The 24,690-nt window shown below is 64.9% G+C and carries 25 protein-coding genes; 14 read left to right on the forward strand and 11 right to left on the reverse strand.

The genetic code is table 11. The annotated features are described in order from the left end of the window. The first annotated feature begins 194 nt into the window (after positions 1-194). Positions 195-668 carry a sigma D regulator gene (gene rsd, locus BLS61_RS21705; RefSeq protein ID WP_090434579.1) on the forward strand — a complete coding sequence of 158 codons (474 nt, stop codon included), beginning with the start codon at positions 195-197 and terminating at the stop codon, positions 666-668. A 270-nt stretch (positions 669-938) separates the two neighbouring features. Here the strand turns inward: rsd and BLS61_RS21710 are convergent, their stop codons facing one another. Next, positions 939-1,586: an FKBP-type peptidyl-prolyl cis-trans isomerase gene (locus BLS61_RS21710; protein ID WP_090434582.1), complete on the reverse strand. Its 648-nt coding sequence runs from the start codon at positions 1,584-1,586 to the stop codon at positions 939-941. Positions 1,587-1,722: 136 nt separating this feature from the next. On the opposite strand from BLS61_RS21710, the gene BLS61_RS21715 reads away from it, so the two are divergent. After that, complete coding sequence (locus BLS61_RS21715; RefSeq protein WP_090434586.1) at positions 1,723-2,589, forward strand: AlgP family protein; 867 nt, start codon at positions 1,723-1,725, stop codon at positions 2,587-2,589. Here BLS61_RS21715 and BLS61_RS21720 read toward each other — a convergent pair. Then, positions 2,586-3,029, reverse strand: a complete 444-nt coding sequence (locus BLS61_RS21720) for a TIGR02444 family protein (protein ID WP_090434589.1) — start codon at positions 3,027-3,029, stop codon at positions 2,586-2,588. The two genes, BLS61_RS21715 and BLS61_RS21720, sit on opposite strands and share 4 nt — an antisense overlap. A gap of 38 nt (positions 3,030-3,067) precedes the next feature. Between BLS61_RS21720 and BLS61_RS21725 the strand changes: the two genes are divergently transcribed. The 6 genes from BLS61_RS21725 (at position 3,068) to BLS61_RS21750 (ending at position 9,203) form a co-directional block, all read left to right on the forward strand. Continuing rightward, complete coding sequence (locus BLS61_RS21725) at positions 3,068-4,978, forward strand: ATP-binding cassette domain-containing protein (RefSeq protein ID WP_090434593.1); 1,911 nt, start codon at positions 3,068-3,070, stop codon at positions 4,976-4,978. After that, positions 4,978-5,517, forward strand: a complete 540-nt coding sequence (locus BLS61_RS21730) for a mechanosensitive ion channel family protein (RefSeq protein ID WP_090434596.1) — start codon at positions 4,978-4,980, stop codon at positions 5,515-5,517. Before BLS61_RS21725 ends, BLS61_RS21730 begins: the two co-directional genes overlap by 1 nt. A 62-nt stretch (positions 5,518-5,579) precedes the next feature. Beyond that, positions 5,580-6,212: a LysE family transporter gene (locus BLS61_RS21735; RefSeq protein WP_090434598.1), complete on the forward strand. Its 633-nt coding sequence runs from the start codon at positions 5,580-5,582 to the stop codon at positions 6,210-6,212. Between the two features lie 151 nt (positions 6,213-6,363). Beyond that, entirely contained in the window at positions 6,364-8,253 is a 1,890-nt protein-coding gene (locus BLS61_RS21740) for a cytochrome c/FTR1 family iron permease (RefSeq protein ID WP_090434601.1), read from the forward strand. Between the two features lie 113 nt (positions 8,254-8,366). After that, on the forward strand, positions 8,367-8,702 hold the full coding sequence (locus BLS61_RS21745; protein ID WP_090434604.1) for an enhanced serine sensitivity protein SseB C-terminal domain-containing protein: 336 nt from the start codon (positions 8,367-8,369) through the stop codon (positions 8,700-8,702). Positions 8,703-8,753: 51 nt separating this feature from the next. Next, positions 8,754-9,203: a YaiI/YqxD family protein gene (locus BLS61_RS21750; RefSeq protein WP_061237351.1), complete on the forward strand. Its 450-nt coding sequence runs from the start codon at positions 8,754-8,756 to the stop codon at positions 9,201-9,203. A 147-nt stretch (positions 9,204-9,350) separates the two neighbouring features. Here the strand turns inward: BLS61_RS21750 and BLS61_RS21755 are convergent, their stop codons facing one another. Together BLS61_RS21755 and elbB are read right to left on the reverse strand one after the other, a co-directional pair. Then, positions 9,351-9,818, reverse strand: a complete 468-nt coding sequence (locus tag BLS61_RS21755; RefSeq protein ID WP_090434607.1) for a thioesterase family protein — start codon at positions 9,816-9,818, stop codon at positions 9,351-9,353. Between the two features lie 250 nt (positions 9,819-10,068). After that, complete coding sequence (elbB, locus tag BLS61_RS21760) at positions 10,069-10,728, reverse strand: isoprenoid biosynthesis glyoxalase ElbB (RefSeq protein ID WP_090434611.1); 660 nt, start codon at positions 10,726-10,728, stop codon at positions 10,069-10,071. 175 nt (positions 10,729-10,903) lie between these two features. Between elbB and BLS61_RS21765 the strand changes: the two genes are divergently transcribed. After that, a complete protein-coding gene (locus tag BLS61_RS21765) occupies positions 10,904-12,148 on the forward strand; it encodes a sterol desaturase family protein (RefSeq protein WP_090434614.1) in 1,245 nt (414 codons plus the stop codon). Here the strand turns inward: BLS61_RS21765 and BLS61_RS21770 are convergent. Then, a complete protein-coding gene (locus BLS61_RS21770) occupies positions 12,116-12,670 on the reverse strand; it encodes a DedA family protein (RefSeq protein ID WP_090434617.1) in 555 nt (184 codons plus the stop codon). The genes BLS61_RS21765 and BLS61_RS21770 overlap by 33 nt on opposite strands. Positions 12,671-12,862: 192 nt before the next feature. On the opposite strand from BLS61_RS21770, the gene hemB reads away from it, so the two are divergent. Further along, on the forward strand, positions 12,863-13,876 hold the full coding sequence (gene hemB, locus BLS61_RS21775) for a porphobilinogen synthase (RefSeq protein WP_090434620.1): 1,014 nt from the start codon (positions 12,863-12,865) through the stop codon (positions 13,874-13,876). Between the two features lie 19 nt (positions 13,877-13,895). Further along, on the forward strand, positions 13,896-16,079 hold the full coding sequence (ppk1, locus tag BLS61_RS21780; RefSeq protein WP_090434623.1) for a polyphosphate kinase 1: 2,184 nt from the start codon (positions 13,896-13,898) through the stop codon (positions 16,077-16,079). Positions 16,080-16,454: 375 nt separating this feature from the next. Here ppk1 and ppx read toward each other — a convergent pair whose 3' ends face one another. From ppx to BLS61_RS21810, 6 genes are all read right to left on the reverse strand, one after another. After that, a complete protein-coding gene (gene ppx / locus BLS61_RS21785; RefSeq protein ID WP_090434624.1) occupies positions 16,455-17,957 on the reverse strand; it encodes an exopolyphosphatase in 1,503 nt (500 codons plus the stop codon). Between the two features lie 97 nt (positions 17,958-18,054). Further along, entirely contained in the window at positions 18,055-18,564 is a 510-nt protein-coding gene (locus BLS61_RS21790) for an ureidoglycolate lyase (RefSeq protein ID WP_090434627.1), read from the reverse strand. Then, entirely contained in the window at positions 18,561-19,292 is a 732-nt protein-coding gene (locus BLS61_RS21795; RefSeq protein WP_090434630.1) for an amino acid ABC transporter ATP-binding protein, read from the reverse strand. The genes BLS61_RS21790 and BLS61_RS21795 overlap by 4 nt, the downstream gene beginning before the upstream one ends. Further along, a complete protein-coding gene (locus tag BLS61_RS21800) occupies positions 19,279-19,929 on the reverse strand; it encodes an amino acid ABC transporter permease (protein WP_208598835.1) in 651 nt (216 codons plus the stop codon). Before BLS61_RS21800 ends, BLS61_RS21795 begins: the two co-directional genes overlap by 14 nt. Continuing rightward, a complete protein-coding gene (locus tag BLS61_RS21805) occupies positions 19,926-20,591 on the reverse strand; it encodes an amino acid ABC transporter permease (RefSeq protein WP_090434636.1) in 666 nt (221 codons plus the stop codon). Before BLS61_RS21805 ends, BLS61_RS21800 begins: the two co-directional genes overlap by 4 nt. Positions 20,592-20,611: 20 nt before the next feature. Further along, on the reverse strand, positions 20,612-21,397 hold the full coding sequence (locus tag BLS61_RS21810) for a transporter substrate-binding domain-containing protein (protein ID WP_090434639.1): 786 nt from the start codon (positions 21,395-21,397) through the stop codon (positions 20,612-20,614). A gap of 287 nt (positions 21,398-21,684) precedes the next feature. Between BLS61_RS21810 and BLS61_RS21815 the strand changes: the two genes are divergently transcribed. From BLS61_RS21815 to rho, 3 genes are all read left to right on the forward strand, one after another. Next, complete coding sequence (locus tag BLS61_RS21815; protein ID WP_090434643.1) at positions 21,685-22,389, forward strand: FadR/GntR family transcriptional regulator; 705 nt, start codon at positions 21,685-21,687, stop codon at positions 22,387-22,389. Positions 22,390-22,559: 170 nt separating this feature from the next. Further along, the gene (gene trxA / locus BLS61_RS21820; protein WP_004373332.1) at positions 22,560-22,886 is read left to right on the forward strand and encodes a thioredoxin TrxA; all 327 of its coding nucleotides are present in this window, start codon (positions 22,560-22,562) and stop codon (positions 22,884-22,886) included. Between the two features lie 310 nt (positions 22,887-23,196). Next, positions 23,197-24,456, forward strand: a complete 1,260-nt coding sequence (rho, locus tag BLS61_RS21825) for a transcription termination factor Rho (RefSeq protein ID WP_090434646.1) — start codon at positions 23,197-23,199, stop codon at positions 24,454-24,456. Positions 24,457-24,690: the final 234 nt, after the last annotated feature.

Genomic DNA, 24,690 nt, shown 5'->3' on the forward strand with positions numbered 1-24,690 from the left:
GGCTCGCACAAAGCGTCGGAAAAACGCCATTTTGCGGTTGCCTTCCCAAGACCAGGCAGCGATTGACGGAAAATCGGCGGGAATGTCTTAACGTCGCGGCGATGGCCCGCAGGGGCGTCAAGGATGGCAGGCTACAAAACGTCTCGGGAGCGGATGTATAACCGGCATTATCGATAAGGGAAGCGAGGTTCATCATGCTTGAGAGTTGTCGGAACGCACAGGAACGTTGGGGTGGGGTTCACCAGTTGATCGATCGTTGGCTGGGTGAGCGTCGCGAGCTGGTGCAGGCCTACACCGCCCTGACCAAGGCGCCGCAGGCTCCGACCATCAATTGCGAGTCCGTGCAGGGCTTCTGCGAGTTGCTGGTGGACTACGTCTCGGCCGGCCACTTCGAGGTCTACGAGCAGCTGACCAGCGAGGCCAAGGCCTTCAACGACAAGCGCGGCCTGGAGCTGGCCAAGCAGATCTACCCACGCATCGAAGCCATCACCGAGGTCGCGTTGGCCTTCAATGACCGCTGCGACAACGGTGACTGCCGCGACAACGCCTCGCTGGTGACCGAGCTCAATCGCCTTGGGAAGTTGTTGCACGAGCGTTTCGAGCTGGAAGACTGCCTGATCGAGGTGCTGCACAACGCCCATCAGGAACAGGCAGCCGAAGCGCTCTGACCGCTCGATGTCAAAAAAGCCCGGTTCTGAGTCCGTAAAACTGTTCAACTAAGGTTGCACACGATTGGCTCCCCTCTCCCATTTATGGGAGAGGGGCTGGGGGAGAGGGCAGAAGACTCCGTAAAACTGCCAGTTCCCCCCTCGCCGAACGCGGCCCGCCCTAACCCTCTCCCCGGAGGGGCGAGGGGACTGATCGAGCTAGACCGTTTTTTTAAGTGAACAGCATTCCGGATCTGAGTCCGGGCTTTTCATTGTGGATCAGGGCAGCGCTCAGTTGGCCACGTCCAGCAGGCGCAGGTCGAACACCAGAGGCGCGTGGGGCGGTATCAGGTCGCCCGCGCCTTCTTCCCCGTATGCCTGATCCGATGGGATCACCAGGCGCCAGTGCGCGCCCTTCGGCATCTGCAGCAGCGCACTGCGCCAGCCGGCGATCAGGCTGTCGAGGCGGAACCACTGCGGTGTAATGCTCTCGTCGAAGACGCTGCCGTCGGCCAGCTCGCCGCGATAACTCACCTGTACCCGGCTGCGCGCAGTGGGCTTGGCTCCGCTGCCGGGATTGAGCTCGGTCACCAGCACGCCATTGGTCAGCGCCCTGACACCAGGGCGGCGACTTTCCGCGGCGAGAAAACGCTGCTCGGCCTCGATGGCCTTGGCCTGGCGCTGTGGCGAGGCCTCGATACGCGCCTCGTGCTCATCGAGCAGTTGCTCGATACGCCCGGCGTCGAGCCGCAGCGGTTTGCCCTCGTAGGCCTGGCGCAAGCCTTCGAGCAGTTCGTTCAGCGGCAGGTCGGGCACCTCGTCGTGCAGGCGCTCGCCGAGGCGTACGCCGAGGCTGTAAGCCAGGTCCTGCTGATGCTGGTCGGCCTGCACGCCGAGGCTGCAACAGATGGCGAGGGCGGCGAGTACGGCGCGGCTCATGACGATCTCTCCCGATGGATATGCCTACGATTATGCCAGGCGAGCGGTGCCCGTGCCGTGATCGCCAAAAGGCCTATGGCGAGGCGCCTCGCCTGCGTCTAGTATGGGCGCATCCACATCCGCCAGGAGGCGCGCCATGTCGGCCAAGAAGAAGTCCGTGACTACCCCGTTGCACCTGCTCCATCAACTGTCTGCCAGCCTGCTCGAGCATCTCGAAAATGCCTGCTCGCAAGCGCTGATCGATGCCGAGAAACTGCTCGCCAAGCTGGAGAAGCAGCGCGGCAAGGCTCAGGAAAAACTGCACAAGGCCCGCAGCAAGCTGCAGGACGCCGCCGTTGCCGGCAAGGCCAAGGCACAGGCCAAGGCCAAGGACGCAGTCGCCGAGCTGGAAGAGCTGCTCGATGCGCTCAAGGCCCGCCAGAGCGAAACCCGTGGTTATATCGCCCAGCTCAAGCGTGACGCTCAGGAGAGCCTGAAGCTGGCGCAGGGGGTGGGTAAGGTGAAGGAAGCCGCCGGCAAGGCGCTTGACGCGCGCGAAACCAAGGCCGCAGCACCGGCAGCCAAGCCGGCCGCAGCGAAGCAACCCGCAGCGGCCAAGGCACCGGTGAAGAAGGCGGCGACCAAGCCTGCTGCAGCCAAACCGGCCAGCCAGCCCGCCGCCAAACCCGCTGCCGGCAAGTCTGCAGCGGCCAAGCCGGCCACAACCAAGGCTGCCGCCAAACCCGCTGCCGCCAAGCCGGCAGCGAAGCCCGCCGCCGCGAAAGCGCCGGCAACCCCGGCCAGCAAGCCGGCAGCCAAGCCAGCTGCAGCCAAGCCAGCCGCTAAACCCGCCAGCAAGCCGGCCGCGGCGAAGAAACCGGCCGCCGCCAAGGCGCCGGTGAAGAAGGCTCCGGCCAAGCCCGCTGCCGCCAAGCCGGCCGCGGCACCTGCTGCTCCGGCTGCGCCCGCCGCACCTGCCGCCGGCAACGGGGCTGCCGCACCGGCTGTTCCGAGCGCGTCCTAAGCGAGACGAGCGGCGCCGCGCAGCACCTGCAGCGCGGCGCTGTTATCGCCTGCCAGGGCAAGCAGCCAGTCGCCTTGCACCTCGTCGTCCGGCCAGTTCTCGGCCAGCGTCTGTAGTCGCTCGAGCAGCACCCGCTCGGCCTGCAGTTCCAGCTTCCTGATCTGTTCGCGCAGGGCGGCGAGTTGCGCATCCTGGCCTGCCGCCGTGCGCCAGTGACGGCGCGTCTGCCGCAAGGGCGAGACCACCTCGCGTTGCCAGGGGCCGGCCACTTCCGTCAATGCGCGCAGGCGTTCATCCAGGCAGCGTACGCCGCGGCCCTGCAGCCAGGCGCCGGTCAACAGCAGGCAGACGTCGCAGCCTGCGTCCTGCAGCTCCAGGCAGGCCTGTTCCACGCCCGGTCTGGCGTAGAGTTCGAGGGCGAAACTCCACAGATCCTGCACGCGGCCTCCGGGGCGATTTGGTAGACTCCGCGGCCATTATGATCCGACTCCAGAACCTCACTCTACAGCGTGGTCCGCAACGCCTGCTCGAAGGCGCCGAGCTGACCCTGCACGCCGGCCAGAAGGTCGGTCTGATCGGCGCCAACGGCGCCGGCAAATCCAGCCTGTTCGCCCTGCTGCGCGGTGAGCTCGGCCCCGACGCCGGCGACTGTCAGCTGCCGCCGGACTGGCGTATCGCCCACATGCGCCAGGAGGTCGATAACCTCGAGCGTCTGGCGGTGGACTACGTGCTCGACGGTGACGCCCACCTGCGCACGATCCAGGCCGAGCTGGCCCGGGCCGAGGCCGCCCATGACGGCAGCGCGATTGCCCGCTTGCACAACGAACTGGACAACGCCCAGGGCTACAGCGCCGATTCGCGGGCGCGCAAGCTGCTGGCCGGCCTGGGGTTCACCAGCGAGCAGATGGACAGGCGCGTCGGCGACTTCTCCGGTGGCTGGCGCATGCGCCTGAATCTGGCCCAGGCGCTGATGTGCCCGTCCGAGCTGTTGCTGCTCGACGAGCCGACCAACCACCTCGACCTCGACGCCATCCTCTGGCTGGAGGAGTGGCTCAAGGGCTATCCCGGCACGCTGCTGCTGATCTCCCATGACCGCGATTTCCTCGACGCCGTGGTCGATCACGTGGCGCACCTCGAGCAGCAGAAGCTGACCCTGTACCGCGGCGGCTACTCGGCCTTCGAGCGCACCCGCGCCGAACGCCTGGCGCAGCAGCAGCAGGCCTTCGAGAAGCAGCAGGCGCAGCGTGCGCACATGGAAGACTTCATCCGCCGCTTCAAGGCCAAGGCGACCAAGGCGCGCCAGGCACAGAGTCGCATCAAGGCGCTGGAGCGCCTGGAAGAGCTGGCGCCGGCGCATGTCGACTCGCCTTTCGACTTCGTTTTCCGCGAGGCGGACAAGGTCTCCAGCCCATTGCTGAACCTGTCCGAGGCGCGCCTGGGTTACGGCGACAAGACGGTGCTGGAGAAGGTCAAGCTGAGCCTGGCACCCGGCGCGCGCATCGGCCTGCTCGGCCCGAACGGCGCGGGCAAATCGACCCTGATCAAGACCCTGGCCGGCGATCTCGCCGTGCTCGGCGGGGAGCTGGCGCGTGGCGAGAACCTGGCCATCGGCTATTTCGCCCAGCATCAGCTCGATGCCCTCGATCCCAAGGCCAGCCCGCTGCTGCACTTGCAGCGCCTGGCGCCGAGCGAGCGCGAGCAGACCCTGCGTGATTTCATCGGCGGCTTCGATTTTCGTGGCGAGCGCTGCGACGAGCCGGTGCTGAATTTCTCCGGTGGCGAGAAGGCGCGCCTGGCCCTGGCGCTGATCGCCTGGCAGAAACCCAACCTGCTGCTGTTGGACGAGCCGACCAACCACCTCGACCTGGAAATGCGCCTGGCGCTGACCATGGCCCTGCAGGAGTTTTCCGGCGCGGTGCTGGTGGTCTCCCACGACCGTCATCTACTGAAAAGCACCACCGACGAATTCCTCCTGGTGGCTGACGGGCGCATCCAGCCGTTCGAGGGCGATCTGGACGACTATGCGCGCTGGCTGGTGGATTTCCGCGCCCGCCAGCAGCCGGTCGCAGCGCCGGCCGCCGGTGCCGAGAAAACCGACAAGCGCGCCCAGCGCCAGGCCGCCGCGGCGCTGCGCCAGCAGCTGGCGCCGCACAAGAGACAGGCCGACAAGCTCGAGCAGGAACTGGGCAAGGTGCAGGAAAAGCTCGCCGCCGTGGAAAGCCAGTTGGGCGACAGCGGCCTGTACGAGTCCGCGCGCAAGGAAGAGCTGCGCCAGCGCCTGGCCGAACAGGCGCAGCTCAAGGCGCGTGAAGCCGAGCTGGAGGAAGCCTGGCTGCTGGCCCTGGAAACCCTGGAGGCCTTGCAGCAGCAACTGGAGGAGGCCGAGTGATGGAACAGCTTGAACTGTTGATGGCCTGGCGCGACCCGCTGATTCGCACCGGCCAGGTGCTGCTGATCATCCTCCTGGCATGGCTCGCCCAGCGCATCCTCACGCGCGCCATCAGCCGCCTCGGCGAGCGCTACAGCCTGCTGCCGGCCGAAGTGCTGCAGCCGCTGCGCGGCCTGGTGCGCTGGCTGATCATGGGCAGCGCGCTGCTCATGGTGCTGGAGCGCCTGGGCGTTTCGGCGACCGTGCTGTGGACGGCGCTGACCGGTTTCACCGCCGTCGCCGCGGTGGCCTTCTTCGCCATCTGGAGCGTGCTGTCGAACATGTTCTGCGCGCTGCTGATCTTCACCATGGGCCCGTTTCGTCTGGGCGACATCGTCGAGGTCATCGACAGCGCCGACAAGCCTGGCGTGAAGGGTCGGGTGATCGCCATCAACCTGTTCTACACCACCTTGCAGGACCTCGACGAAAACGCCGCCGGCGCATTGTTGCAGGTGCCCAACAGCCTGTTCTTCCAGAAGTCGGTGCGCCGCTGGCGCTGAGTGCGGGGGCAGGAGTAGGCTGTATCGCTCTCCCCTGATTTCAGCTTCTCGAGGTACGCATCATGGCATTGGAAACCTGGCTCGCTTTCTTCGTCGCCTGCTGGGTCATCAGCCTGTCGCCGGGTGCCGGCGCCGTGGCCTCGATGTCCGCCGGCATGCAGTACGGTTTCTGGCGCGGCTACTGGAACGCGCTCGGCCTGCAGCTCGGCCTGGCGCTGCAGATCGCCATCGTCGCCGCGGGTGTGGGTGCCATCCTGGCCACCTCGGCCCTGGCCTTCAGCCTGATCAAGTGGTTCGGTGTGGCCTACCTGGTGTTCCTCGCCTACAAACAATGGGTCGCCCTGCCCAGCGATCTGGACAGCGGTGCCGCCGAACGTCCCATCGGCCGTCCGCTGACCCTGGTGCTGCGCGGTTTCCTGGTCAACTTCAGCAACCCCAAGGCGATCGTCTTCATGCTCGCGGTACTGCCGCAGTTCATCGATCCGCATGCACCGCTGGTGGCGCAGTACCTGGTGATGGGCGTGACCATGATCACTGTGGACCTGATCGTCATGGCCGGCTACACCGGCCTTGCCTCGCGTGTGCTGCGCCTGCTGCGTACGCCCCGCCAGCAGCGGGTGATGAATCGCAGCTTCGCCGCGTTGTTCGCCGCCGCTGCCGGCCTGCTGGCCACGGTCAAGCGCGCCGCTGTCTGACGCTCGTTCGGCCTCGACCGGATGTCGGTCGAGGCCAGTCGCGGCGCCGCTCCGTTCGGCTGAATGTTACGAGATATTTCAGATTGTTCTTGTGCTGAGTCGTTAGGCCGGCAACAATTTAATGCCACCCATTCTCGTTTGGGATGCATTAATGATCCGCTTTCGTTTCCCCCTTTCCTGGCTGATGCTGCCGTTGCTGGCCGGCCTCAGCTTTATTGCCGTTGGCGAACCGCTGGATGGCGCCGCCCAGGCGCTGCAACTGATTGGCTACATCGGCGCTGACTACCCTTCCACCGTCGCGGGTGGCCAGGTCGTCGACGCTGGCGAATACCAGGAGCAGCTGGAATTTCTCGATGTGCTGCAGGGGCTGATTGTCGCCTTGCCGGCCCAGGCAGGGCGTGCCGAGCTGGAGCAGGGCGTGGCCGAGCTGCGCCAGGCCGTTACCCAGCGCAGGCCCGGTGAGGAAGTCTCCAGCGCTGCCCGGCAGCTGGGCGCGCGCCTGGCCGATCTTTACCAGGTGTCGCTGACGCCGCTGCTGACTCCGGACCCGGAGCGTGGTGCGCCGCTCTACGCCCAGCACTGCTCGGTATGCCATGGCGATAGCGGCCTCGGCGACGGGCCGGCCGGCATCGGTCTGGAGCCGCCGCCAGCCAATCTGCGCGACGCCGCGCGCCTGGATCGGCTGAGCCTTTACGATCTCTACAACACCCTCGGCCTGGGCATCGAGGGCACCGACATGCCAGCCTTCGCCGACCAGCTCGACGACCGTCAGCGCTGGGATCTGGCTGTTTATATCGCTGGCTTCACCGCTGCGTCGGCGCAGGGTCAGGCACCTTTCGCCATGAGCGAACTGGCCGGCCGCACGCCTGCCGAGATCGCCGCTGCCGGGGGCGATGTCGCCGCGTTCCGCGCCCAGCGCGCGCATCCGGTGCTGGAGCAGCGCGGCCCGCAGCAACTGATCGGCTACACCCGGGAAACCCTGGAGCGCAGCCTGCAGGCCTACCGCGATGGTGACCGCGAGCAGGCCTATGACCTTTCCGTCGGTGCCTATCTGGAAGGTTTCGAGTTGGTCGAAAGCGCCCTCGACAACCTCGATGCGGTGCAGCGCAAGACCACCGAGCGAGCCCTGATGGCCTACCGGCAGGCGCTGCAGGATGGCGCCGGCGTTGCGCAGGCGGCTCAGGCGCTCGAGCTGGCCAAGGTCGAGCTGGACAAGTCCGCCGCGCTGCTCGCCGATGGCGCCATGGACGGTAGCCTGAGTTTCTTCGCCAGCCTGCTGATTCTGCTGCGTGAAGGCCTGGAAGCCATTCTCGTGCTGGCGGCGATTCTCGCCTTCCTGCGCAACACCGGGCAGCAGCAGGCGGTGCGCAGCGTGCACATCGGCTGGGGGCTGGCACTGCTCGCCGGGGTCGCCACCTGGGCGGTGGCGGCTTACGTGATCGACGTCAGCGGCGCCCAGCGCGAACTGCTCGAAGGTATCACCGCGCTGTTCGCCAGCGTCGTGCTGCTGTGGGTCGGCGTTTGGATGCATGACCGCCGCCATGCCGCGGCCTGGCAGGATTACATCAAGAGCAGCCTGGTGGGCGGCGGCGGACGTTTCGGCTTCGCCGTGCTGGCGTTCTTCTCGGTCTATCGCGAGCTGTTCGAAGTCATCCTGTTCTACGAAACCCTCTGGCTGCAGGCCGGCCCTGCCGGGCACGGTGCCGTGCTGGCCGGTGCTGCCGCTGCTCTGGTGCTCTTGCTCGGCCTGGCCTGGGTGATCCTGCGCGGCTCGCGCAAGCTGCCGCTGGCGACCTTCTTCGGCATCAATGCGGTGCTGCTGTGCGTGCTGTCCGTGGTCTTCGCCGGCCATGGCGTGGCCGCGCTGCAGGAAGCCGGCGTGCTCGGCACGCGCCCGGTGGCCTTCTTCGAGTTCGACTGGCTGGGCATTCACGCCGACGCCTGGAGTCTTGCGGCGCAGGGCCTGGCCCTGGCCGGTATTGCGCTGCTGTACGGGCGCAGCCTGCTGGGTGAGCGCCGACGCCTGGCCGAGCAGGCTTGAAGGCGTGACGCGGGGCGGTTTTACCGCCCCGTTATCCAATAGCGTGAACCGCTGCCACGACAGCGAGTCTCAGTGCACCTAGGCTGCTTCCAATTCCTTTGCCGAGTGCACGCATGTCTTCCTCGATCCATTCCACTCATTACGCCGACAGTCCTGATCTGGCGTTGGCCGCTCTGCGTCATCCCACCCTGGAGCAGGCGCTGTCTGCGGCCTGTGCCCAGCTTGCAGTACGCGAGGCCTTTCTCGCGGCGTTGCGTGACCCGGCCATCGGCCCGCAGCCAAGACTGCTGCTGGCCATTTCCGGTGCCGACGTGCGTGGCCAGCGGCGCCTGGCGGCGCTGGTTGCCGAGCTGCTGCCGGACGAGGTGGAGCTGGACCTGATCGAACTGGCCGACGACAACCTGTCGCGCGCGGTGCGCGAGCGCTGCCAGCCGTTCTACAACGCCTGAGGCGTTCGCGCTGGCATACTGGGCGCTGGTTTTTTCTGCGGAAGTTGCTGCATGCGCGTATGGATCGACGCCGACGCCTGCCCTCGGGCGGCGCGGGATCAGGTGGTCAAGTTCGCCCTCAAGCGGGGGTTCGAGGTGGTGCTGGTGGCCGGGCAGGCCGTGGCGCGGCCGAATTTCGCCTGCGTGAAACTGGTCGTGGTGCCCAGCGGGCCGGATGCGGCCGACGATCATCTGGTCGAGCATGCCGTGCCCGGCGAACTGGTGATCTGCAGTGACGTGCCGCTTGCCGACCGCCTGGTGAAGAAGGGCGTGGCTGCGCTCGACCCACGCGGGCGCGAGTTCGACGAGCGCAACATGGGCGAGCGCCTGGCGGTGCGCAATCTGTTTACCGATTTGCGTGAGCAGGGCCAGGTCGGCGGTGGCCAGGCGCCCTATTCGGAAAAGGACCGCCAGGCCTTTGCCAATGCGCTGGATCGGATTCTTACGCGCTTGAGTCGCTAGCGGCAGGCTAACTAGGCAATGACCGTAGGAGCGAGCTCTGCTCGCGAATTTCCTGAGGCTGGGCGCTTCGCGAGCAGAGCTCGCTCCTACAGAGGCATCCGTTCAGTGCTGTAGCCCGGATGAAATCCGGGGATGACAAACGCTCTGTCAGCCACACAGATAGGTACCGGTGCCCACGGCCACCAGCACGCCTTCGTCGTTATGCAGCTCCATGCGAATCACCGCCACCTTGTTGCCCGCGCGCAGCGGCAGGGCCGTGGCGGTGAAGCGCTGACCGCGGCCAGGGCGCAGGTAGTCGATGCGCAGGTCTATGGTGCCGAGCCTGGACAGCTTGCTCATGCGCTCGGCTGCAGGCAGGTGCTGGTGGTTGGCGAAGGCGCCGATCAGCGCCATGGCGCCGCCACAGACGTCGAGCAGCGAGGAAATCACCCCGCCGTGCAGGATGCCGTGGACGAAGTTGCCGATCAGCTCGGGCTTCATCGGCAGGTGCATGGTCACCCGCTCGGGGCTGAGTTCGTCGAGCTCGATGCCGAGCACCTGATTGAAGGGGATGCGCTGGAAGAAGCTGGCCACCGCCTGCTGCAGGTCGGGGCTGAGGACGAAGGGCTGGGTCATGGCAGGGGCTCCGGAAAATCCTGTCGCCACGCTGCCGCAGCACGAGCGGCTTGACCAGCGGCGCGGCCGGACTGCCCTGGCCAATGACCGAAGCGCCCTTTAGAGGCGCTGGCTGGCAGGGTGGGGCGGGCGGCGTTGCGCTTCAGCTTCCGTATCTATGAGCGTGGGCTGAAGCCCACCCTACAAACTCCAGGGTTCCGGCCGGTAGGGTGGGCTTCAGTTTCGTAGGGTGGGCTTCAGCCCACCTGGGTCAGTGGTGCGTCAGTTCCAGTACGCGGTCGACCATCTTGTTGATGCCCGATGCCGCCTCGGCGATGGACTGGGCGAGCATGTAAGCGGGCGTGGTCACCAGCTTGCGTTGCTCATCCTCGACGATGTCGCTGACCTCGCACTCGTGGTGCTCGGCGCCCATCTGGGTCAGGGCCGCGGCGGTGTCGTGGTCGCTGCCGATGGTGCATACCACGCCGGCGCCGAAGATCTTCGCCGCCAGCGCCGGCGCGATGCACATCAGGCCGACCGGCTTGCCGGCGTCGACGAAGGCCTTGCACGCGGCCAGCACGTCCGGCTGCACGGTGCAGTTCGCGCCACTGGTGGCGAAGTCGGAGAGGTTCTTCGCCACGCCGAAACCGCCCGGCAGGATCAGCGCATCGAACTCGGCCACGTGCAGCTCTTTCACGTCCTTGATCTTGCCGCGGGCTATGCGCGCCGATTCCACCAGCACGTTGCGCGTCTCGTCCATCTCGTCGCCGCTGTAGTGATCGACCACGTGCAGCTGCGGCACGTTGGGAGCGAAGCACTGCACCACTGCGCCGCGCTGATCGAGGCGCAGCAGGGTGATCACGCTTTCATGGATCTCGGCGCCGTCGTAGACGCCACAGCCGGACAGAATCACTGCCACTTTCTTGCTCATGCTCGACTCCTGGTGAGGAAAGACGCGACCTTGAAGCGGGCGCGGGTGTTACCGATTCCTGGGTTGTCGCCAAATGCCACTCGGGCTGTCACCTGCCGCCGCGAAGCCTGGCGAAGCTGCGCATAGGATGAATAACAGCTCATTCCCGACACAAGTACAACGATATGGCGCGGTCATGAATTACGTTCTCTACGCAGTGCCCTTCTTCTTCCTGCTGATCGGCCTGGAGTTACTCGCTGACCGCTGGCGCGGCATGCGCACCTATCGCCTGGCCGATGCCCTGAACAGCCTCAGTGCCGGCGTGCTGTCGCAGGCCACCGGGATCCTCACCAAGGTGGTCGGCCTGCTCACCTACGCCTTCGCCTGGGAGCAGCTGGCGCTGTTCGAACTCTCCGAAGGCAGCCTCTGGGTCTGGGTTTTCGCCTTCGTCCTCTACGACTTCTGCTATTACTGGAACCACCGCCTGGGCCATGAGCGCAACGTGCTCTGGGCCGCGCATGCGGTGCATCACCAGAGCGAGGACTACAACCTCTCCACCGCCTTGCGCCAGACCAGCACCGGCTTCATCTTCGGCTGGATCTTCTACCTGCCGATGGCCGTGCTCGGCGTGCCGCCACTGGTGTTTCTCACGGTGGCGGCGCTGAATCTGCTCTACCAGTTCTGGGTGCACACCCGCCATATTCCAAAGCTGGGCTGGTTCGAATGGCTGTTCATCACCCCGTCCAATCATCGGGTTCACCATGCGCAGAATCCTATCTACATGGATCGCAATTACGGCGGTGTGTTCATTGTATGGGACCGGCTTTTTGGCACCTTTCAGGAGGAGCTGGACGAGGAACCGGTGATCTTCGGCGTGACCGTGCCGCTGGCCAGCTGGAATCCGCTGTGGGCCAATCTGCAGGTCTACGCCGGGCTGTGGAGCGATGCCCGGCGCGCCGGATCCTGGTGGGACCGCCTGCGCATCTGGTTCATGCCCACCGGGTGGCGTCCGGCCGACGTGGCCGCGCGCTATCCGCAGGTCAAGGCGGACCTGAGCAACTTCCGCAAGTTCGAGGTGCCGCTGGGGCGTGGCGCGCAGGTCTATGCACTACTGCAGTTCGTCTGCTACTTGCTGGCCGGCGTATGGCTGCTGGCACAGGGCGATGTGCTTTCGATCGGTGCGGTGCTGCTGGCCTGTCTATGGATGGCGCTGGGTCTTTGCAGCATCGGCCTGTGGCTGGAGAACCGCAGCAATGCCTGGCAGATGGAGTGCCTGCGCCTGGCGAGCAACCTGCCGGCGTTCTGGCTGGCCGGTGAACTGGGCATGCTGAGGTTGGATGCCAGTGCCTGGGCCTGGCTTGTCGCTTACAGCCTGGCCAGCCTGCTCGGCATCTGGCTGGCCCGCGGTTCAGCCGCGCCGGCGCTGACGCCACCGGTTTAGCCAGGCGAGGGACAGTAGCAGCACCACGGCCGCGAGCAGGATCACCTGATAGTTGCGCAACTCTTCCAGCAAACCGCCCATGGCATTGCCCAGGCTGTAGGCCAGCAGGCTGATGCCGCCAGCCCAGACGCCGGCGCCGATGGCGTCGAGCAGCAGATAACGGCGCCAGGAATAGCCGGACAGGCCGATGGTCAGCGGCATCACCGTGCGCAGACCATAGAGGAAGCGGAAACACAGCACCCACAGGTCCGGGTAACGCTTTATCAGCGCGCTGGCGCGTTCGCCCAGCGGTTGCCAGCGTGGTTTGCGCGCCAGCAGCGCGCGGCCATGACGACGGCCGAGGTAGTACCACAGCTGATCGCTGGCGAAGGTGCCGAGGAAGGCGCACAGCGCCACCCATTCGATCTCCAGCACGTTGCGCACGGCCATGTAGGCGGCCAGCAGCAGGGATACTTCACCCTCGAGGAAGGTGCCGAGTATCAGTGCCGGGTAGCCAAACTGGCGGATAAGCTCTTGGAGCATGCCGTGCGCTCGATGATGTGGTGCTGAAGACTACTCCGACCGCGAGGAACCCGGAAGGTGGCGGCCCATGCCACAATGCGCGACTGCTGTGCGACCCGCCGTCGCACGCGGTCATGTGACCGTCATCATTTGGTCATAATGGTCGCTTATAACCGTCACACTGGCCCGCCCGTGCGGGCTCTGGAGTCTGCCGTGAGCGTTACCCCCGCCAATCGTCTGTTCCCCGCCACCCGCCTGCGTCGCAACCGCCGCGACGATTTCTCCCGCCGTCTGGTTCGCGAAAATCGCCTGAGCGTCGATGATCTGATCCTGCCGGTGTTCGTCCTCGACGGCGAAAACCGCCGCGAAGCCGTGCCGTCGATGCCGGGTGTCGAGCGCCTGTCCATTGACCTGCTGCTCAAGGAAGCCGAACACTGGGTCGAGCTGGGCATTCCGGCGCTGGCGCTGTTCCCGGTCACCCCGCTGGAGAAGAAGTCTCTCGATGGCGCGGAAGCCTGGAACCCGGACGGTATCGCCCAGCGCGCGATCCGTGCCCTGCGGGCGAAATTCCCCGAGCTCGGGGTGATCAGTGATGTGGCCCTCGACCCGTTCACTACTCATGGTCAGGACGGCATCCTCGACGAGTCCGGCTACGTGCAGAACGACATCACCGTCGATGCGCTGGTCAAGCAGGCGCTGTCGCATGCCGAGGCCGGTGCGCAGGTGGTGGCGCCTTCGGACATGATGGATGGCCGTGTGCAGGCGATCCGCGAGGCGCTGGAGCTGGCCGAGCACGTCAACGTGCGCATCATGGCCTACTCGGCCAAGTACGCCAGCGCCTACTACGGCCCGTTCCGCGATGCGGTGGGCTCGGCAGCCAACCTCGGCAAGGGCAACAAGCTCGGCTACCAGATGGACCCGGCCAACGGCAACGAGGCGCTGCACGAGGTGGCGGCCGACCTGGCCGAGGGCGCCGACATGGTCATGGTCAAACCTGGCATGCCCTACCTGGACATCCTCTGGCGGGTGAAGGATGCCTACAAGGTGCCCACATTCGTCTACCAGGTCAGTGGCGAGTACGCCATGCACATGGCCGCGATCCAGAACGGCTGGCTGAGTGAGGCGGTCATACTGGAATCGCTCACCGCCTTCAAACGTGCCGGCGCTGATGGCATCCTCACCTATTTCGCCGTACGGGCGGCGGAACTGCTAAAACAAGGGCGATGACGCCCTCAGGAACCCAGCGATGAACAGCGAAGGACTCAACAGCGAAGTGCTCGACAATGATCTGCCTCAGGCCGAGGTGGTCGCCGAGACGCCAGTGGTGGAAACCCCGCCGCCGGCTCCGATTCCCAGCCTGGATGACAGCAGCCTGTACATCCACCGTGAACTGTCGCAGCTGCAGTTCAATATCCGGGTGCTGGAGCAGGCGCTGGACGAGTCCTATCCCTTGCTCGAACGCCTGAAGTTCCTGCTGATCTTCTCCAGCAACCTCGACGAGTTCTTCGAGATCCGCGTCGCCGGCCTGAAGAAGCAGATCAACTTCGCCCGTGAACAGGCCGGCGCCGACGGCCTGCAGCCGCACCAGGCGCTGGCGCGCATCAGCGAGCTGGTGCACGAGCAGGTGGACCGGCAGTACGCCATCCTCAACGACACCCTGTTCCCGGCGCTGGCCAAGCACAACATCAACTTCATTCGTCGGCGGTTCTGGACCACCAAGCTCAAGACCTGGGTGCGCCGCTATTTCCGCGACGAGATCGCGCCGATCATCACCCCCATCGGCCTCGACCCGACCCACCCGTTCCCGCTGTTGGTGAACAAGAGCCTCAACTTCATCGTCGAGCTGGAAGGCATCGACGCCTTCGGTCGCGACTCGGGCCTGGCCATCATCCCGGCGCCGCGCCTGCTACCGCGTATCATCAAGGTGCCAGAGGAAGTCGGCGGCCCCGGCGACAACTACGTGTTCCTCTCGTCGATGATCCACGCCCACGCCGACGACCTGTTCCAGGGCATGAAGGTCAAGGGCTGCTACCAGTTCCGCCTGACCCGTAACGCCGACCTGTCGGTGGACACCGAGGACGTCGAGGACCTGGCGCGCGCGCTGCGTGGCGAGCTGTTCAGCCGTCGTTATGGCGATGCGGTGCGCCTGGAAGTGGTCGACACCTGCCCGAAACACCTGCGCGACCACCTGCTCAAGCAATTCGGCCTGACCGAGAGCGAGCTGTACCAGGTCAATGGCCCGGTCAACCTCACTCGCCTGTTCAGCATCACCGGCCTGGACAACCACCCGGAGCTGCAGCACGCGCCTTTCACCCCGGTGATCCCCAAGCTGTTGCAGAATTCGGAGAACATCTTCAACGTGGTCAGCAAGCAGGACATCCTGCTGCTGCACCCCTTCGAGTCCTTCACGCCGGTGGTCGACCTGCTGCGCCAGGCAGCCAAGGACCCGCACGTGCTGGCGATCAAGCAGACCCTGTATCGCTCCGGGGCCAACTCGGAGATCGTCGATGCCCTGGTGGAAGCGGCGCGAAACGGCAAGGAAGTCACCGCGGTGATCGAGCTGCGAGCGCGTTTCGACGAGGAGTCCAACCTGCAGCTGGCCAGCCGCCTGCAGCAGGCCGGCGCGGTGGTGATCTACGGTGTGGTCGGCTTCAAGACCCACGCCAAGATGATGCTGATCCTGCGTCGCGAGAACGGCGAGATCGTCCGCTACGCCCACCTCGGCACCGGCAACTACCACGCCGGCAATGCCAAGCTGTACACCGACTACAGCCTGCTCACCGCCGACGTGGCGCTCGGCGAGGACGTGGCCAAGCTGTTCAGCCAGCTGATCGGCATGGGCAAGACCCTGCGCATGAAGAAGCTGCTGCATGCGCCCTTCACCCTGAAGAAGACCCTGCTTGACCTGATCGCCAAGGAAACCGCCGCGGCGGCCGAAGGCAAGCCGGCGCAGATCATCGCCAAGTTCAACTCGCTGACCGATCCCAAGGTGATCCGCGCGCTGTACAAGGCCAGCCAGACCGGGGTGAAGATCGACCTCGTGGTGCGCGGCATGTGCTGCCTGCGTCCGGGCATCGCCGGGGTGTCGCACAACATCCAGGTGCGCTCGATCATCGGCCGCTTCCTCGAGCACACGCGGGTGTTCTACTTCCTCAACGGGGGTGACGAGAAGATTTACCTGTCCAGTGCCGACTGGATGGAGCGCAACCTCGACAAGCGTGTGGAGACCTGCTTCCCGGTCGAGGGCAAGAAGCTCATTACCCGGGTGAAGAAGGAGCTGGAAAGCTACCTGACCGACAACACCCAGGCCTGGGTGCTGCAGCCCGATGGTCGCTATGTGCGTCAGCAGCCGACTGGCAACCAGAACCCGCGCAGCGCGCAGTCCGGCCTGCTGGAAAAACTCACCGCCCCGGTCGTCGTCGCTCGTTAAAAGCGGCTGCTTGCAGCCCTCTGATGACCCTCTCCCGCTTGCGGGAGAGGGTGCCCGAAAGGCGGGAGAGGGTTTAGAGGGCCGCCTGCTGTAGATTTGCAACGCACCGCTTCCTGCGCCGATGAGCGCCTGATCGCTGGCGATCAGGCCAGGGTGCGGAGCGGGGTGCCCGAAGGGCGGGAGAGGGCGTGTAAGGGCGCGTGCCGCAGTGATGGCCTTCTCCCATTTACGGTTGAGGGCGCAGCGGTCGCGCACCCTCGTCTAAGAAGAACGGGCTTATTTCAGTCTTGTTGGGTGGCGGGTTTCACCCGCCCTACGCATCACCCGCCCTACAGGCCTAGCCGCGCCGTAGGGTGCGCCATGCGCACCGGGCGCTCAACGCACGCTCAAGGTCAGGTCGATACGCTTGAGCCACTCCGCTTCGGCTTCGAAATCGGCCTGAGTCAGCGGGTTGGCTGCCAGCCAGCCATCGGGGAACTGAATTTCCAGGCTGTTTTCGCCGGCCGCGAACTGCACCTGTGGCATGTCCTGGGTGCCGCGGATGTGGTGGAAGAGGATGGCGAAGCGCAGCAGCACGCACAGGCGTATCAGCTTGACGCCTTCCTCGCCGAACTCGGCGAACTTGTCCCTGGGGATATTGCGCCGGTGGCCGCGCACCAGCAGCGCGAGCATCTGCTGGTCCTGGCGCGAGAAGCCGGCCAGGTCCGAGTGTTCGATCAGGTAGGCGCCGTGCTTGTGATACTGGTAGTGGGCGATGTCCAGGCCCACTTCGTGCACCTTGGCGCCCCAGCTCAGCAGTTCTCGGTGCCAGTCGTCGTTAAGGCCCCAGTCGGCTGCGACCTTGTCCAGCGCCGACAGCGCCTTGGCCTCCACCCGTGCCGCCTGGTCGGTATCGACGTGATAGCGCTCCATGAACGCTGCCAGGGTGCGCTCGCGCACGTCCTCGTGCTGGTGGCGGCCGAGCAGGTCATACAGCACGCCTTCACGCAGCGCGCCTTCGGAATGGCTCATGCGCTGAATGTCGCAGGCATCGAAAATGGCTTCGAGAATAGCCAGGCCGGCGGGGAAGATGCTGCGACGATCCGGCTTGATGCCGTCCAGGTCGATCTTCTCCACCTCGCCCAGCTTGAACAGCTTGCGCTTGAGCCACGCCAGGCCCTCGGCGGTGACCTCGCCATTGCCCAGGCCGGCAGCCTTGGTCGCCAGGCCGATGGCCTTGATGGTGCCCGAGGCGCCAACGGCATCCTCCCAGCCCAGGCGACGCAGCCCCTGCTCGATGCCCATCAGCTCCAGGCGGGCAGCGGTGTAGGCCTGGGCATAGCGTGCCGGAGTGATCTTGCCGTCCTTGAAATAACGCTGGGTGAAGCTGACGCAGCCCATCTGCAGGCTTTCGCGCAGCAGCGGCTCGAAACGCTGACCGATGATGAATTCGGTGCTGCCGCCACCGATATCGGCGACCAGGCGCTTGCCTGGGGTATCGGCGATGCTGTGAGAGACGCCGAGGTAGATCAGGCGCGCTTCCTCGCGGCCGGAAATCACCTCGACCTGATGGCCGAGAATCTCCTCGGCGCGGCGGATGAATACCGCGCGGTTGCGCGCTTCGCGCAGGGCGTTGGTGCCAACGATACGCACGGCGCCTTCCGGCAGGCTGTTGGTGAACTGGGCGAAGCGGCGCAGGCAATCCAGGCCGCGCTGCATCGCTTCCTCGCTGAGCTGGCGCTCGTCATCCAGGCCTGCCGCCAGCTGGACCTTGTCGCCGAGGCGCTCGAGGATACGTATCTCGTGATTGTCGGCCTTGGCCAGCACCATATGGAAACTGTTCGAGCCCAGGTCGATGGCGGCGATCAGGGGAAAACTCTCGGCAGGGGCTTGGGGCATGATTGCGGCATCTCGTTCGATTTCCGCGCATCCTGCCATGACTGAGCGCATGAGCCAACGCATACGGATGTCGCATGAAACTGGTCTAGACCTGTGGTTATTGCAGCTCCAGCACATTCAGGGGTTGTTTCAGCAGCTGTTCGTCGCAGTTGTGCCCCTCGCCGCCGCGGTCCACCACGAGGAAGCGGCCGGGATGCTGCAGGCATAGCAGCGGGTGGTGCCAGGTGCCACGCGCGTAGTTCACGCCCTGGTCCGGCGCGCTGATGAAGGCGCGTATTTTCGACTCGTCCAGCTCGCCAGGCGGGGCGACGACGATCAGCATGCGTCCGCCGTCCACCGGGTAGAAAGCCTGGCTGCCAAGCGGATGACGCTCGAGCATGCGGATCTCGATGGGCGCGTGCCCGGCCTTGCCCTCGAAGATATTCACCAGAGTTCTTGGCGATTCGCCGGCCAGCTCCACCTGCACCAGGTCGTGGTAGCGGGTGGTGGTGCCGGCATTGATCGGGAAGGCTGTGGCGCCGGCCGTTTCGATCACGTCGCCGAAGGGTGCGAAGGCTGCGCGGGTCAGCGGCTCGATGCGCAGCGGCAGGGGCGCTGGCGCGTTCACAGGTTCACCGAGCCGATGAAGTTGCGCAGTTCCTCGGTCTGCGGGGCGGCGAACAGGGCTTTCGGATCGCCGATCTCGTGCACCTTGCCCTGATGCATGAACACCAGCTTGTCGCCGACTTCGCGGGCGAAGCGCATCTCGTGGGTGACCATGATCAGGGTCATGCCCTCGCTGGCCAGTTGCTTGACCACCGCCAGCACCTCGTTGACCAGTTCGGGGTCGAGCGCCGAGGTGATCTCGTCGCACAGCAGCACCTTGGGCGACATGGCCAGGGCGCGGGCGATGGCCACGCGCTGCTGCTGGCCGCCGGAGAGGCGCTCGGGGTAGGCGTCGAACTTCTCCGCCAGGCCGACGCGCTCGAGCATCTGCCGGGCGATCTTCTCGGCTTCGGCGCACGGGGTTTTCTTCACCACCTGCGGCGCCAGCATGACGTTCTCGCCAACGGTCAGGTGGGGGAACAGGTTGAACTGCTGGAACACCATGCCGACTTTCTGCCGCAAGCTGCGCAGGTCGGCGCGGGCGGCGTCGATGTACTCGCCGTCGACTTCGATGACGCCGTCGTTGATCGACTCCAGACCGTTGAGGGTGCGCAGGAAGGTGCTCTTGCCCGAGCCGCTGCGGCCGATGATGGCGACCACTTCGCCTTCCTCGACCTTGAGGTCGATGCCCTTGAGCACATGGTTGTCGCCGTAGTACTTGTGCAGGGCGGTGACGTTAAGCAGTGACATTCAGCCTCCTTTCCAGGCGGTATGCAGCGAGCGAGAGCGGGTAGCAGAGCAGGAAGTAACCGAGGGCGACGAAGCCGTAGACCATGAACGGCTCGAAGGTGGCGTTGGCCAGCATGCTGCCGGTCTTGGTCAGCTCGGTGAAACCGATGATCGAGGTCACCGCAGTGCCCTTGACCACCTGCACCGAGAACCCGACGGTGGGCGCCACGGCGATGCGCAGCGCCTGCGGCAGCACCACGTGGCGCAGGGTTTCCAGGCGGCTCATGGCAAGGCTTTCGGATGCCTCCCACTGGCCACGGCTGATCGACTCGACGCAGCCGCGCCAGATCTCGGCGAGAAAGGCGCTGGTGAACAGCGTCAGCGCCGTGGCCGCAGCCAGCCAGGGCGACACGTCGACGCCGAGCAGGGCGATGCCGAAGAACACCAGAAACAGCTGCATCAGAAGCGGTGTGCCCTGGAACAGTTCGATATAGCCACGGGCCAGGATGCGCGGCGCCGCCAGTGGCGACAGCCGTGCCAGCAACACCAGCAGCCCGGCGATGCCGCCACAGACGAAGGCCACCAGCGACAGCAGCAGCGTCCACTGCAGGCCGGTGAGCAGGTTGCGCAGGATGTCCCAGAGAGTGAAGTCCATCAGCGCTCTCCCATGATGAAGCGGCGGCCGAACCAGGCCAGCAACTGGCGAATCCCGACGGCCATGAGCAGGTACAGCGCGGTGGTCAGCAGATAGGTCTCGAAGGCGCGGAAGTTGCGCGACTGGATGAAGTTGGCGGCGAACGACAGCTCCTCGGTGGAAATCTGCGAGCACACCGCCGAACCCAGCATGACGATGATGATCTGGCTCGACAGCGCCGGCCAAACCTTGCCCAGCGCCGGGCGCAGCACCACATGGCGGAAGGTCTCGAAGCGGCTCATGGCCAGTGCGCTGGCGGCCTCGAGCTGGCCGTGCGGGATGGCCTGGATGCCGGCGCGGATGATCTCCGTCGAGTAGGCGCCGAGGTTGATCACCATCGCCAGCACGGCCGCCTCCCACTCGCTCAGGCGCACCCCGAGCGACGGCAGGCCGAAGAAGATGAAGAACAGCTGGACGATGAACGGCGTATTGCGGATCAGCTCCACATAGACGCCGAAAATCCGGTCGAACGGACGGATGCGCCAGGCGCGCAGTATCGCCCCGACGATGCCGAGACCGACCCCCAGCAGGGTGCCGATCGCCGTCAGCGCGAGGGTGAAGGCCGCGCCTTGCAGCAGCAGGTCGCTGTGCTGCAGGACGGCGGCGAAGTCGAACTGATACGCCATGGCTTAGCGCTCCGTCAGGCTCAGAGATCAGCCGGCAGAGGCTGCTTCAGCCATTTCTGGCTGAGCGCTTCGAGGCTGCCATCGGCCTTGGCGTCGGCGATGATGGTGTTGACCTTGTCCAGCAGCGCGGCCTGGTTCTTGTTCACACCGACGTAGACCGGCGAATCCTTGAGCTTGAGCTTCATGCTCGGTACGCGCTTGGGGTTACGCTCGGAAATGGCCACCATCACCACGTTGCCGCTGGCAATCAGCTCCACCTGACCGGACAGGTAGGCGGCGATGGTCGAGTTGTTGTCCTCGAAGCGCTTGATGGTGGCGCCTTTGGGGGCAACGTTGCTCAGCTCGATGTCCTCGATGGAGCCGCGGGTGACGCTGATGGTCTTGCCATTGAGGTCTTCGAGGCTGGAGACGGCGGCGTCTTCAGGGCCGAACACGCCGAGATAGAAGGGCGCATAGGGCGCCGAAAAGTCGATCACCGCTTCGCGCTCGGGGTTCTTGCCCAGGCTGGAAATCACCAGGTCGACCTTGCCGGTGGTGAGGAAGGGAATGCGGTTGGTGCTGTTGACCGGGGTCAGCTCCAGTTTCACCGCCAGCTTGTCGGCCAGCAGTTGCGCGGTATCGATATCCAGGCCGCGTGGTTTCATGTCCGGGCCGACCGAACCGAACGGCGGGAAGTCCTGCGGTACGGCGACTTTCAGTACGCCCGCCTTGCTGATGTCATCGAGTGCATCGGCGTGAGCGGTGCTGGCGCCAAAGGCCAGGGCGGCGAACAGGGTACCCAGCAGGGTGCGGTGAAATGTGCGCATGTCGAACTCCCGATCAAATGAAGGAAAACCCAGCGTTTTGCCTGATCCGGTTAGTGCATCGGCTGTGCCAGATTCAATTAATTCAGGGCTTTAATCGCTGCGGGCGAGTGGAAACAAGGTCTTACTGGTCTGAACAGTTGGCGTTGCTGACCAGGTGGTCAGAGATCCTTCTGGGCCATCTCGGTGCGTTCTGCTGGCGGGCTGTTCCATAAGGGCGCGTCGCTTGCCTGGACAGCCATTGAGGCCTTACAAAGGCGCCTTGACTGGACTGACCGGCCCGAACAGCAATGAATGCTTCCGCTCCCCGCGCGGTACCCGAGTACGCCCTGCAGGCCATCCGCCGCCTGATCGAGGAGGAGGGCTATCGCCCCGGCGATGCGCTGCCCTCGCAGCGCGACCTGGCCGAGCGCCTGGGCGTCAGCCGTGCCTCGCTGCGCGAGGCGTTGTCATCGCTCAGCGCGCTGGGCCTGGTCAGTGTGCAGGCCGGCAAGGGCGTGTTCGTCCAGCAGGCGCCGAAAGCCGAGGCAGCCGGTGCTTTCGTCTGGCCATTCGCCGCGCAGGTGTCGGCCGCCGACACCTTTCAGCTGCGCTTCGCCCTGGAGGGTTTCGCCTGCGGCCTGGCGGCCGGGGTGATGACTGCCGAGGAGCTGGACATCCTCGAAGACAACGTCGAACAGATGCGTCGTGAGCTGCGTGCCGGCGACTTCGAGCAGGCGACGCGCCTGGACTTCGAGTTCCACCAGCGCATCCTCGCCGCCAGCGGCAATCAGGCGATGTTCGCCCTGGTGACCTCCAGCGCCGACATCTTCCTGGAAAGCCAGAAGCTGCCGTTCATCAGGCCGGAGCGGGCCATGGAGACCTGGCAGGAGCACCGCAAGATCCTCAAGGCCCTGGCTCGGCACGCCTCCGGCCCGGCGCAAAAGGCCATGCAGCAGCACATCCGCGCTGCCGCGCTGCGTACTGGAATAGCCTTCATCACGCTGGGTGATTGAAACTATTGAGTGGCTCAATCGCCAGTGCCTTTCGGTGTCAGTCAAGCCGGGCTATGATGGCGCCACTTTTGGTTGCCTGCCGTCCATGGCGGCAATCCTTCGGGCCGTCGCAAGCGACGTCAAAAATTTCTCCCGGCAATTTTTTGCTTCCGCATATACGGAGACTTTCCATGAGTGAATTCATCACCAACGTCAGCGACGCCAGCTTCGACCAGGATGTCATCCAGGCTGAGGGTCCGGTTCTGGTGGACTACTGGGCCGAGTGGTGCGGCCCGTGCAAGATGATCGCGCCGGTGCTCGACGAGATCGCCAAGGACTACCAGGGCAAGCTGAAGATCTGCAAGCTGAACATCGACGAGAACCAGGAAACCCCGCCGAAGTATGGCGTGCGCGGTATCCCGACCCTGATGCTGTTCAAGAACGGCAACGTCGAAGCGACCAAGGTCGGCGCACTGTCCAAGTCGCAACTGGCTGCCTTCCTCGACAGCAACATCTGAGAAGTAGGGTGGGCTTCAGCCCACCGAGCTGGTTGCAGGTGACGTGGTGGTGGGCTGAAGCGGAGCGCCGCCCGGCCCACCCTACGGCACTGCAAGAAGCCCCGCTGGTCGCGGGGTTTTTTCTTTTTCGGGCTAGACGCTGTTTTTTCACGGTGTTAAATTCGGCCCCGTTGCATTTCCTTATGCAGCCCTCTGCACGCCGTCGCCGATTCATTCCAATACGAATTCGTTCGCGATCCTGTCGCCTTCTCTGCGGCGCGGCCTCTCAAGCTAACAGCTTTCTTCTCCTCTCGATGATCACGTCATTCCTATGAATCTGACCGAACTCAAGCAAAAGCCGATTGCCGAACTGCTGGACATGGCCGAACAGATGGGCCTGGAAAACATGGCCCGTTCGCGCAAGCAGGACATCATCTTCGCCCTGCTGAAAAAGCATGCCAAAGGCGGCGAGGAAATTTCCGGTGACGGCGTGCTGGAGATCCTCCAGGACGGTTTCGGCTTCCTGCGCAGTGCCGACTCCTCCTACCTGGCCGGCCCGGACGACATCTACGTCTCGCCCAGCCAGATCCGCCGTTTCAACCTGCGTACCGGTGACACCATCGTCGGCAAGATCCGTCCGCCGAAGGAAGGCGAGCGTTACTTCGCTCTGCTCAAGGTCGACAGCATCAACTTCGACCGCCCGGAAAACGCCAAGAACAAGATCCTGTTCGAGAACCTCACGCCGCTGTTCCCGAATCAGCGCCTGACCATGGAAGCCGGCAACGGCTCCACCGAGGACATCACCGGTCGCGTGATCGACCTCTGCGCACCGATCGGCAAGGGCCAGCGTGGCCTGATCGTCGCTCCGCCGAAAGCGGGCAAGACCATCATGCTGCAGAACATCGCCTCGAACATCACGCGTAACAACCCGGAAGTGCACCTGATCGTTCTGCTGATCGACGAGCGCCCGGAAGAAGTGACCGAGATGCAGCGCACCGTGCGCGGTGAAGTGGTCGCCTCCACCTTCGACGAGCCGCCGACCCGCCACGTGCAGGTCGCCGAGATGGTGATCGAGAAGGCCAAGCGCCTGGTCGAGCACAAGAAGGACGTGGTCATCCTGCTCGACTCCATCACCCGCCTGGCGCGTGCCTACAACACCGTGATCCCGAGCTCCGGCAAGGTCCTCACCGGTGGTGTCGACGCCCATGCCCTGGAGAAGCCCAAGCGTTTCTTCGGCGCCGCGCGCAACATCGAGGAAGGCGGCAGCCTGACCATTCTCGCCACCGCGCTGATCGAAACCGGCTCGAAGATGGACGAGGTGATCTACGAGGAATTCAAGGGCACCGGCAACATGGAGCTGATCCTGGATCGCCGCGTGGCCGAGAAGCGCACCTTCCCGGCGATCAACATCAACAAGTCCGGCACCCGCCGCGAAGAGCTGCTGACCGGCGAGGAAGAGCTGTCGCGCATGTGGATCCTGCGCAAGCTGCTGCACCCGATGGACGAGATCGCGGCCATCGAGTTCCTGATCGACAAGCTGAAAGCGACCAAGACGAACGACGAGTTCTTCCTGTCGATGAAGCGCAAGTAAGACGTTGCGCTATGCCACAAGGCCGGGGAAACCCGTAGTGCTGTTCACTTAAGGTTGCACGCGTTTGGCTCCCCTCTCCCATTTATGGGAGAGGGGTTGGGGGAGAGGGCTGAAGACACCGTATAACGGCCAGTTTTCCCCTCTCCCTAACCCTCTCCCCAAAGGGGCGAGGGGACTGATCGCACTTGACCGTTCCAAAGTGAACAGCATTCCGGGGAAACCCGGCCTTGTCGT

Source organism: Ectopseudomonas guguanensis (genome assembly GCF_900104265.1).
In the GTDB taxonomy this organism is placed as follows: Bacteria; Pseudomonadota; Gammaproteobacteria; order Pseudomonadales; family Pseudomonadaceae; genus Aquipseudomonas; species Aquipseudomonas guguanensis.